We start from the raw sequence: 7,997 nt of genomic DNA on the forward strand, positions 1-7,997 counted from the left end.
GTGCGCGAGCAGCCGAAAGGAGGCGCAGGGTGCGGCTGCGCAGATCGTGGCTCTTCCAGGCGGCGCCACGGGGAACGCGGGCCGCTCCGAACAGGCCGACCGCGAGGTCGCGGATGCTCGCGCCGTCGGCATCGCCATCGAGTGCGCGCAGGCGATTGACCAGGACCCGTCGGCGGTTGCGCGAAAAAGCGTGATCGCGCGCGGGTCGGCCCCGGAGCGCAGTCCAGAATTGCAGCGCAGCAGCCAGGCGCTTTGGCGTGAGGGCGTCGAGCGGCACCAGGACGCCTAGCGGCGCGTCGGGCGGCGGGTCGCCGATCAACCAGACCGGCAGCGGCGGCGTCCCTACGGTTCCGTGCAGCCCGTCACTCCCCAGCTGCGGTGAATTCAAGGGCGGCAGGACAGCCGGCAAGGGAGGCGAGAAGGACGGCGGCAAGGCCGACAGCGCAACGGTGGCGGTAGAGATGGTCGGCGCCCAGATGACCCTTGCGCTGCCCGCGTCCAGCGCCGGGTCGGCCGCGAAATCGCAACCCCCAGCGCTCGGCGACGGCGCTGGCCGCGTCGTCGGGCCGCCGGTCGTCGAGCTGTTCCCAGTCGCGCACATAGCGCGGGTTGCGCCGGAGGAATTCCCAGGCGAGATCGCGCGCCGAGGCGTTCTCCAGATCGGCATAGGCGGCCGCCGACCGCCAGTCTCGCGACGGCATGGCAAGGCTCCGACACAGCGCGGAGCACACGCTCCGCGCGCAGCACGCCGAGACATGCGACCATTCCGTGTGTTGTCCAGGCGCGCGCCAGGCAAACCGTGTTGCCGTGGGCGCAACGCCGGTCAGTTTGTCGAGCCCTGCCGCAGCAGGTCGCGATAACCGGCCTCGGTCATCCATCGGGCGCGGGCCAAGTGGCTGTCGTGGATGCGCTTGGCGCGGTCAGGGTCGCGCGCCGGGTCCAGGCCAAGAACGAGGCGGCTTGCCTCGCGCCAATCGGCCTGATCGGCGGCGGCATCAAGCAAACGGAGATAGATCACCTTGTGGGCGAGATCGTACTCGGTGACGGTCGGCTCGTCTGGCGGCCTGTCGAGGATCTTCCTGCTGCCCATGCAAGCTCCTCTCAGCATCGACGACTCGGTGCACCCACCTCATCAGCGTCGTCCACTGGTGCGCGATGCGCCATCCCCCAAGCGCTTTTGAGGGGTCGCAGTCGATACATACTATAGGTGATAAACTCGAAGTATGTAGCGCGACGACCGTGCCGGCATGGACATGCGCCGGCTGGTGGGGAGGAACGTGCGGCGGATCAGGCTCGAGAAGGGCCTGACGCAGGAGGCGTTCGCCGAAACCTCGGGCTTCAGCCAGCAATATCTGAGCAGCCTGGAACGCGGCCGCCGTAACCCGACGATCGTCACGCTCTTCGAACTGGCGTCCGCGCTCGGGGTGAGCCACGTCGCGCTTGTCGCGCCGGACGGCGAGAGCGATGCCGCCGCTCCGCTTCGCCGTGGCGGTCGCTCCGGCACCGCGGGCAAGCCGCGGTAGATGCCCACAACCCCTCAATCCCGAGGCGGGGTACACCGAAGCCCGCTCTTCCTTGACGCATTGGCGTTTCACAGATAGCTTCTCGTGAAACTCAGATGCGCGAGGTGCGCTGTGGCTGCCCAGATCCTCCCCTTCCCGAAGCCGTCCCCGGCCCCTTCGTCGCCGATCGCAACCTATCTCTGGGTCGGCGAGGCCCATCGGAAGCTCGCGGATCTTCATGGAGCAGGGCACTTGCCCGCCCGCCGCCTGGTCGTTGAAGCCTCCCGCCTGCGCCACCAGCAAGAGCTTATCGCGGCAGTCCGCGACGCCGGCGGCGAGATCGTCCTGGACACCGAAGCGGCAGAGCTCGCCAGCGTCGGGCGGCACTCCGGGCGGGTTCGCACCGCACCATGGGCCTTGCCCGAAGGTGCCGGGCCGCTCGGCCCCGATCATTTCCGGGCCGACGCAAAGTCCGACGTCATCGGCCAGATCGCGCGCCTGGCGGTCTCATCAGGCGTCACCGCTGTCCTGTCGCCGGCGCATCACCTGGGCGATCCGGCATTCCGCGATTGGTTCTCGGTGGATCGCGACGCCTGCCTCGCGTTGCGGAGAGCACTCGACCGCGAGGGGGGCCAGGGCATCGCGATCGACTATCCGCTGATCGTTCCGAACGCGGTGCTGAACCAGCCGAATCAGCGCGGCATGCTGGTCGCGACGCTGGCCGCGCTTCCCATCGACTACGTCTGGCTCCGCGTCGCGGGTTTGGGCGCCGATGCCGGTCCCCTGCAATTGAGCCGCTACCTCTCGGCCGCGGCGGGACTGCACAACCTCGGCAAGCCCGTGATCGCCGATCAACTGGGCGGGCTGCCAGGCCAGGCGGCCCTAGCGTTCGGCGGGGTCTCCGGCATTGCGCAGGGCATTGGCGAGCGCGAGCGCTTCGACACGGGCGACTGGCACAAGCCAGCCAAACCGCGTCCCGACGACGCGAAGTTCGGCCGCGCGGTGCGGCTCTCGATACCCGGCCTCAACCGCACGCTGACGCGCAGCGAGCTCGACGTTCTCGCAAGCGCGAAGAATGGCCGCCGCATCTGCGGATGCGCTGATCGCGCGTGCTGCAAGCACGGGTACGACAGCATGGTCGCCGATCCGCGGGGGCATGCGGCGCGGCAGTTCTTCAGCAGCATCGCGAAGCTGGAGGCCGTGCCGGACCTGCGACGCGAGACGTATTTTCTCAGCCACGACGGGCCCATGGCGAAAGCCGACCGGACGGCGCGCGAGATCAAGGCACTGCGCCCGGACGCTGCCGAAGCGGCGCGCCAGAACATCGATCCGGAAGCCTTGATGAAGCGGCTTGCGGACCATAGCCGGACGACCGAGAAGATTCGCACGACGCTCGAGACCATTCACGAGACCCGCGGCAACGACGTGCCCCGCGCACGCGTAGCCGCGCTTCGGAGTGGAGGAGCAGCCAAGTCCGCAAAGGGGCAGCCGTGAGCGGCAAATCGGGCGCAATGCCCCGCTACATCGACGATCTGAACGAGTTCGGCGGCCTGTCCGGCACCGACATCGCCAACATCGCCGACGTCTCCAAGGCGACGGTCTCGCGCTGGAAGTCCGGCACGGTCAAGCCGCAGCCGGACACTCAGCTGGTGCTGTCGGACCTGCACTTCATCGTCCAGCGTCTGACGGAGTACTACAGCGCGGATGAAATCCGCACCTGGCTCTATGCGCGTCATCCGCAGCTTGATGGCCAGCGGGCCATCGACCTGATCAACCAGAACCGGTCCGAGGAGATCCTGCGCATCCTCGATCGGCTGGACTCGGACGTGTATCTCTGACGCATGGCCGCGGCCCGCTCCCCCCGCGACAACCACCTGCTCGATGCCGTCGAGGCGCTGCCGCGAGAGGCCTGGAGCGGCCCGGTGTGGCGCGTCGTGCGCGAAGGGCGCGACCCGACGCAGTGCAGCGCGGTGGGCGGCCGTTGGGATGATCGCAGCTTCGAGGTTCTCTACACCTCGACGCATGAGGATGGCGCGCGGGCGGAGATGTTCTTCCATCTCAGCCGCGGCCAGCCCGTGATGCCGTCCCAGGTGCGCTATGGCCTGCACGAGCTTCGCGTCGCGCTCGACGCCTGCGTGCGCATCGCCTCGCTGGAGGTGCTCGCGAGCCTGGGCCTCAAGACGAACGCGTTCGGCCAGTTGTCCTACAGCGAGCGGCAGCTCGAATATCCGCGCACGCAGGAGATCGCGGAGGCCGCGCATTTCCACGGCCGCGACGGCCTGTTCGTGCCCAGCGCGCGCTCCGCCCATCCCAACCTGGTGGTGTTCTGCGGCGTTGCCGGACCGGAGGCGGTCGAGGTCGTGCGCGACCACGGCATCGTCGACTGGACGGCCTGGCGCAACGCGCAGCGCAACGGCTGAACGGCGCGCCGCTGGCGCGTCAGGGATCGCTCCCGCCCAAAAGATCGCCCTGCGCCGCCACGCGTCGGCGGCCGCGCCGTGCGGCGGGCGCCTTCGTCGTGTCCGCCGCAACCGCGGCATGGAGCGCCGAGGCCGGCAGCGTGGGGCCGTTGCAGATGCGCTCCAGCAGGTCGGCCTGCGCGGTCTCCAGCGCGACCAGGCCGCCGAGCAAGTTCAGCACGTTGAGCAATTCGGTTGTGTACTCCGGCAGCCAGCCGGGCGGCTGGATGTCACCGAGTGGCGAGGGCTTGCGGCGGTCGCCGATGATCGGGCGCGAACGGTCGCGGCCGCGGTAGCTGAACCACTGCGTCAGCACCTGCTTGCCGGAGACCTCATAGTCCCAGACGGCACGCGAGACATTGTCGACATGGCCCTGGCCGACATGCAGGCGGCGTGTGGCGGCGTCGTGGCGGATCGTGTCCGGCATCGCAGCGGGGTCGATCGGGATGGCGCCGTCTTCCGGGATGGTCGGGCGCTCCGCGGCGGGCAGGCGCGGCGCGCCGGCGGGACGGCCGTCGGACGCATCGACAAAGCGCTCGCCGAAGCTGTGCAGCCAGATGACACGACGGCCGAGGCGGGCGGCCTCGGCAAACAGCGCGACGTCGGTGGTGAGCGGGATTCGCAGGCCGGGCTGCATAAGGTCGGTCGCGAAGCGGGTGACATAGGCCGGGTGCGCGGCCACGGCGGCGATGTAGGCGAGAAGGTCGGGCGCGGAGACGGGCGCGTCGAGCGCGGAGGAGAGCGCGGCCAACACGGCGGCTGGGATGTTCGGCGTCGCTGCGGCGCTGTCGGCCCACAGCGGAAAGGCGCGACCACCGAACGAGCCCTTGTAGTGGTGCAGATCTGGGATAAGTGCGGAGAAGGTCACTGCTGGTCCGCCAGTCGGCGAGTGCTGCATCAGCGCAGTGAGGTAGACCTGCTTATCCGAATGCACGCGCCACAGGGTCGGGTTCGGTTGGTTTAACAAGCGTGCATCAGGAATGACCCATTGGCGATCGAAGGACCGGAAGCCGTAGTGGGCCGGCGCGACGACCGACCCCTTGTCCTTCGCGACAGGCAGTATGCGATGGTCGTGCCCTGCGAGGCCCTCTTCCACGACCTTGCCTGAGTGCTTGTCGCCGAGCTGCTCGTCGCGGATGTGCGGGTGAAAAAGCACTTCCTTCCGCTCGGGATCGCGCTCGGCCACCAGGCGCTTCCAGCGTTCCTCCAATGACCAGCGATCCGGCGCAATCACCCAGGTGCGCCCCGGCATGACGCCCGAGCCGTTGTAGGCGAACAGCGCATCGAGCGTCGGATAGGTCGCCCATCCGCCGGTCGCGGCCGGCAGGAATGCCGCGCGCTCCTCCTCCGGACAGTCGATCCAGCCCTCGCCGTCGAGTGTCAGCTTCGCCAGCGCCGCGAACTTCTCCTCCCGCCGCCCGACCGGCAGCGCGCGATACCGCACGCGGGCGGGCTTGCTCGCATCCGCCTTGCCCGTGCGCGCCACCAGCACGATGCACACGGGCTGCTGCACGCCCTGGAAAATGCGCGAGGCAACGGCAGGCTGGTGGCCCTCTGGCGAGCAATCCACGACCCAGATCTCATCCGCCGTGCGGCGCAGATCGGCACGCATCGCCTGGAAGCCCGGCCCGTTGAGAAACCCCGCCACGGTGATGAAGCACACGATGCCGCGCCGGTCCGCCCGCGCCTGCGGCGCGGCGGCCGCATCGCCAAAAACCTTCCACGTCGCCCAGCGCCAGAAATAGACATAGAGGTTGCGCAGATGCTTCGAATGCGCGCCCACGCCCCATTCGGGCGGCGGCATCCAGCGCGCGAGCGGCGCGGCCTCCTTTGCATTCGCACTGCCGGCCTCCACCCACCCGCCGCGCCCCTTCGCCTTTTCCTTGTAGGGCGGATTGCCGATGACGACGGTGATCGGCTCGGCGCGCTTCACCTTGTTCGCTTCCCGCCGGGATTCCGCGAGCGGTTTGAGGATCTGCGGGATGTACTCCTCATCGGCATAGGGATTGCCGAGGGTGTCGGTGACATAGAGGCGCAGATGCACGTCGGCGGGCACCGTGCCCTTCACCTTGAGCAGGTCGGCGACCTCCGCCAGCAGGCGCAGCTGCGCGACGGCGAAGGGGCCGAACTGCAACTCGAAGCCGATGATGCGCTTCAGCGCGGCGCGGATAACGCCGGGCACCGTGCCGGCGCCGTCGGCGCGCGCGGTTTCCGCGATGCGCCGTAGCACGCCCAGCAGGTAGGTGCCCGTGCCGACGGCCGGGTCCGCCAGCGTGACCTCGTTGGAGGCGAGGCCTTCCGGCTGTCCGAAGCGCGCCGGGTCCCGCAGCACGTCATCCACCAGGCGCACCATCGCGGTGACCACCTCGGGCGGCGTGTAGTAGGAACCGGTGAGCTTGCGCAGGTCGTTGTCGTAGGCCTCCAGGAAGTGCTCGTAGAAATACAGCCAGGCCTCGGGGTCGCCCTTGCCGATGGCAGCCCAATCCACGGCATCGAGCACGCGCGTGAGGGTGCCGAGCGACGTCTTCAACGCTTCCTGCCCATCGACATGGTCGGTCAGCACGCGGAAGGCGCCACCGATCACCGTGTTGGTCTTGGCCAGAGCCTTCGCGACGCGGTCCAGGCCATCGGCGAGCACGATGCCCTGTGCGCGCGCCATCAGCAGTCCGAAGGTGACGGCCTGCGCGTAGCCGTCGGCGAAGTCTTCGTCACTGGCTTCGGGGAACAGCAGCCGGCGCCAATCCTCGGCGAGGCCGCTCAGCGCCGGGACCTTCTGGTCGAGTTGCTCGGTAACCTCGTCGCGCAGCAGGCGGCACAGGCCGGCGCTGAGCGCGGCGAGCGCGCGCGCATTGGTGGGCGGGATCGGCTCCCAGCGCAGGAAGTCGCCGAACAGGCGGGTCAGTGCGTCCGGCGCCGTGAGCGCGGCACCGGCGGTTTCCACGTCGCCGGACAGCCGGACGATCTCGCCCTGGAGGGCGCCATCACGCCACAGCGAGAAGGCATTGCCGTCGGTGTAGATAAGGTTCGGCAGGGATTTGAGCTTGGTCCACTGGTCGCGGTCGTGCTCGTCCTTGAAGCGGCGCGGGTCGGCGCCCTTGCCGGGCGCCTTGACCTCGATGAAGCCAACCAAGGCATTGCGGGCGCGGACGGCGTAGTCCGGTCGGGTCTTCAGGGAGGACAGCGTGGTCTCGCCGATCGCGACCACATCGCCGGCTTTGAACAGCAGGATGGCGGCGAGGTCGGCGATCAGCGTCTCGAGCGGAGCGCGGAGCTGGTCCTCCGGTGCGCCGACCGCTGCCTTGCCGGAAAGCTTTGCCTTGAGCGATGCGCCGAAGCGCGACACCGCGGCGGAGAGGGAATCAGCCATGGGTCGGTGCGAATCCGCTTCGGTGATCGTGTTCAACCAAAGGTTACGAAGCCGATCGCTGCGACGCCAGTCCACCTTGCCGGTGACGCATTGAGGCTGGCGCCCCGCCCATCCAGGCGGGGCGCCGTTGGCCGTTCACTCCCTGCTGCGGTTGCCGTTCGGGCGGGACCAGATCAGCTCGAACTCGCCGCCCTCCATCTCAAAGAGGTTCGCCAGGATCGGCGCCGGCAGGGAGGGGTCGTCGAGCTTGACCGAGAGGTAGTCGCGGCCCTCGTTCGAGGTCTTCTTCCACGCCGCTCCGATCTCGGCGCGGCCGGCGAAGATGCGGAAGTCGGGGGCCTTGTCGCTGCTCTTCTCGGCCGGCCGGACCTGGACCTTGGCATCGAGGGTGAGCGTCGAGACCGTGCCGGTGAAGCCGTCGCCGGTGCGGGTGAAGGTGCCGATGGTCGCCATAGACTGTCTCCTGTCTGTCGATCGGGCCGCGCCCATCGCGGCCTCGATGGCGATCGTCCGGCCGGGGGCGGGCGCCGACGCACCCGCTTGCGGGCCGCAGCGCAGCGGAGGACGGGGCTGGGAGACTTTCTTGCCTCGCGAGGAATGCGCGGCACGCGCAGGGGAAGAAAGTCGCACCGGCGCCGTTGCGGCCGAGGCGCCCGAGGCGTCAGCCGT

The 7,997-nt window shown here is 69.1% G+C and carries 9 protein-coding genes; 4 read left to right on the plus strand and 5 right to left on the minus strand.

Features of this window, described 5'->3' with window-relative positions; all coding sequences use genetic code 11:
- The 3 genes from Q0C38_RS22740 to Q0C38_RS22750 all read right to left on the minus strand — a co-directional run.
- The coding region (locus tag Q0C38_RS22740) for a DNA -binding domain-containing protein (RefSeq protein WP_291299430.1) at nucleotides 1–319 on the minus strand (319 nt) is incomplete at its 3' end.
- Nucleotides 320–362: 43 nt separating this feature from the next.
- On the minus strand, nucleotides 363–701 hold the full coding sequence (locus Q0C38_RS22745) for a transcriptional regulator domain-containing protein (protein WP_230165371.1): 339 nt from the start codon (nucleotides 699–701) through the stop codon (nucleotides 363–365).
- A gap of 122 nt (nucleotides 702–823) precedes the next feature.
- Nucleotides 824–1,090 (minus strand): DUF2285 domain-containing protein, encoded by a 267-nt coding sequence (locus Q0C38_RS22750; RefSeq protein ID WP_230165372.1) that lies wholly within the window; start codon nucleotides 1,088–1,090, stop codon nucleotides 824–826.
- A gap of 157 nt (nucleotides 1,091–1,247) precedes the next feature.
- On the opposite strand from Q0C38_RS22750, the gene Q0C38_RS22755 reads away from it, so the two are divergent.
- From Q0C38_RS22755 to Q0C38_RS22770, 4 genes are all read left to right on the plus strand, one after another.
- Nucleotides 1,248–1,523, plus strand: coding sequence for a helix-turn-helix domain-containing protein (locus Q0C38_RS22755; protein ID WP_230165373.1), 276 nt, complete (start codon nucleotides 1,248–1,250; stop codon nucleotides 1,521–1,523).
- Between the two features lie 111 nt (nucleotides 1,524–1,634).
- Complete coding sequence (locus Q0C38_RS22760) at nucleotides 1,635–2,996, plus strand: hypothetical protein (RefSeq protein WP_291299431.1); 1,362 nt, start codon at nucleotides 1,635–1,637, stop codon at nucleotides 2,994–2,996.
- Entirely contained in the window at nucleotides 2,993–3,340 is a 348-nt protein-coding gene (locus tag Q0C38_RS22765) for a hypothetical protein (protein WP_230165376.1), read from the plus strand. The genes Q0C38_RS22760 and Q0C38_RS22765 overlap by 4 nt, the downstream gene beginning before the upstream one ends.
- 3 nt (nucleotides 3,341–3,343) lie before the next feature.
- Nucleotides 3,344–3,922 (plus strand): RES family NAD+ phosphorylase, encoded by a 579-nt coding sequence (locus tag Q0C38_RS22770; protein WP_291299432.1) that lies wholly within the window; start codon nucleotides 3,344–3,346, stop codon nucleotides 3,920–3,922.
- A gap of 19 nt (nucleotides 3,923–3,941) precedes the next feature.
- Here Q0C38_RS22770 and Q0C38_RS22775 read toward each other — a convergent pair whose 3' ends face one another.
- Both Q0C38_RS22775 and Q0C38_RS22780 read right to left on the minus strand, forming a co-directional pair.
- Nucleotides 3,942–7,328 carry a type ISP restriction/modification enzyme gene (locus Q0C38_RS22775; RefSeq protein ID WP_291299433.1) on the minus strand — a complete coding sequence of 1,129 codons (3,387 nt, stop codon included), beginning with the start codon at nucleotides 7,326–7,328 and terminating at the stop codon, nucleotides 3,942–3,944.
- Nucleotides 7,329–7,463: 135 nt separating this feature from the next.
- A complete protein-coding gene (locus Q0C38_RS22780; protein WP_149536470.1) occupies nucleotides 7,464–7,781 on the minus strand; it encodes a DUF736 domain-containing protein in 318 nt (105 codons plus the stop codon).
- Between the last annotated feature and the right edge of the window lie 216 nt (nucleotides 7,782–7,997).

It is taken from the genome of Elioraea sp., assembly GCF_022842375.1.
Classification (GTDB): Bacteria; Pseudomonadota; Alphaproteobacteria; order Acetobacterales; family Acetobacteraceae; genus Elioraea_A.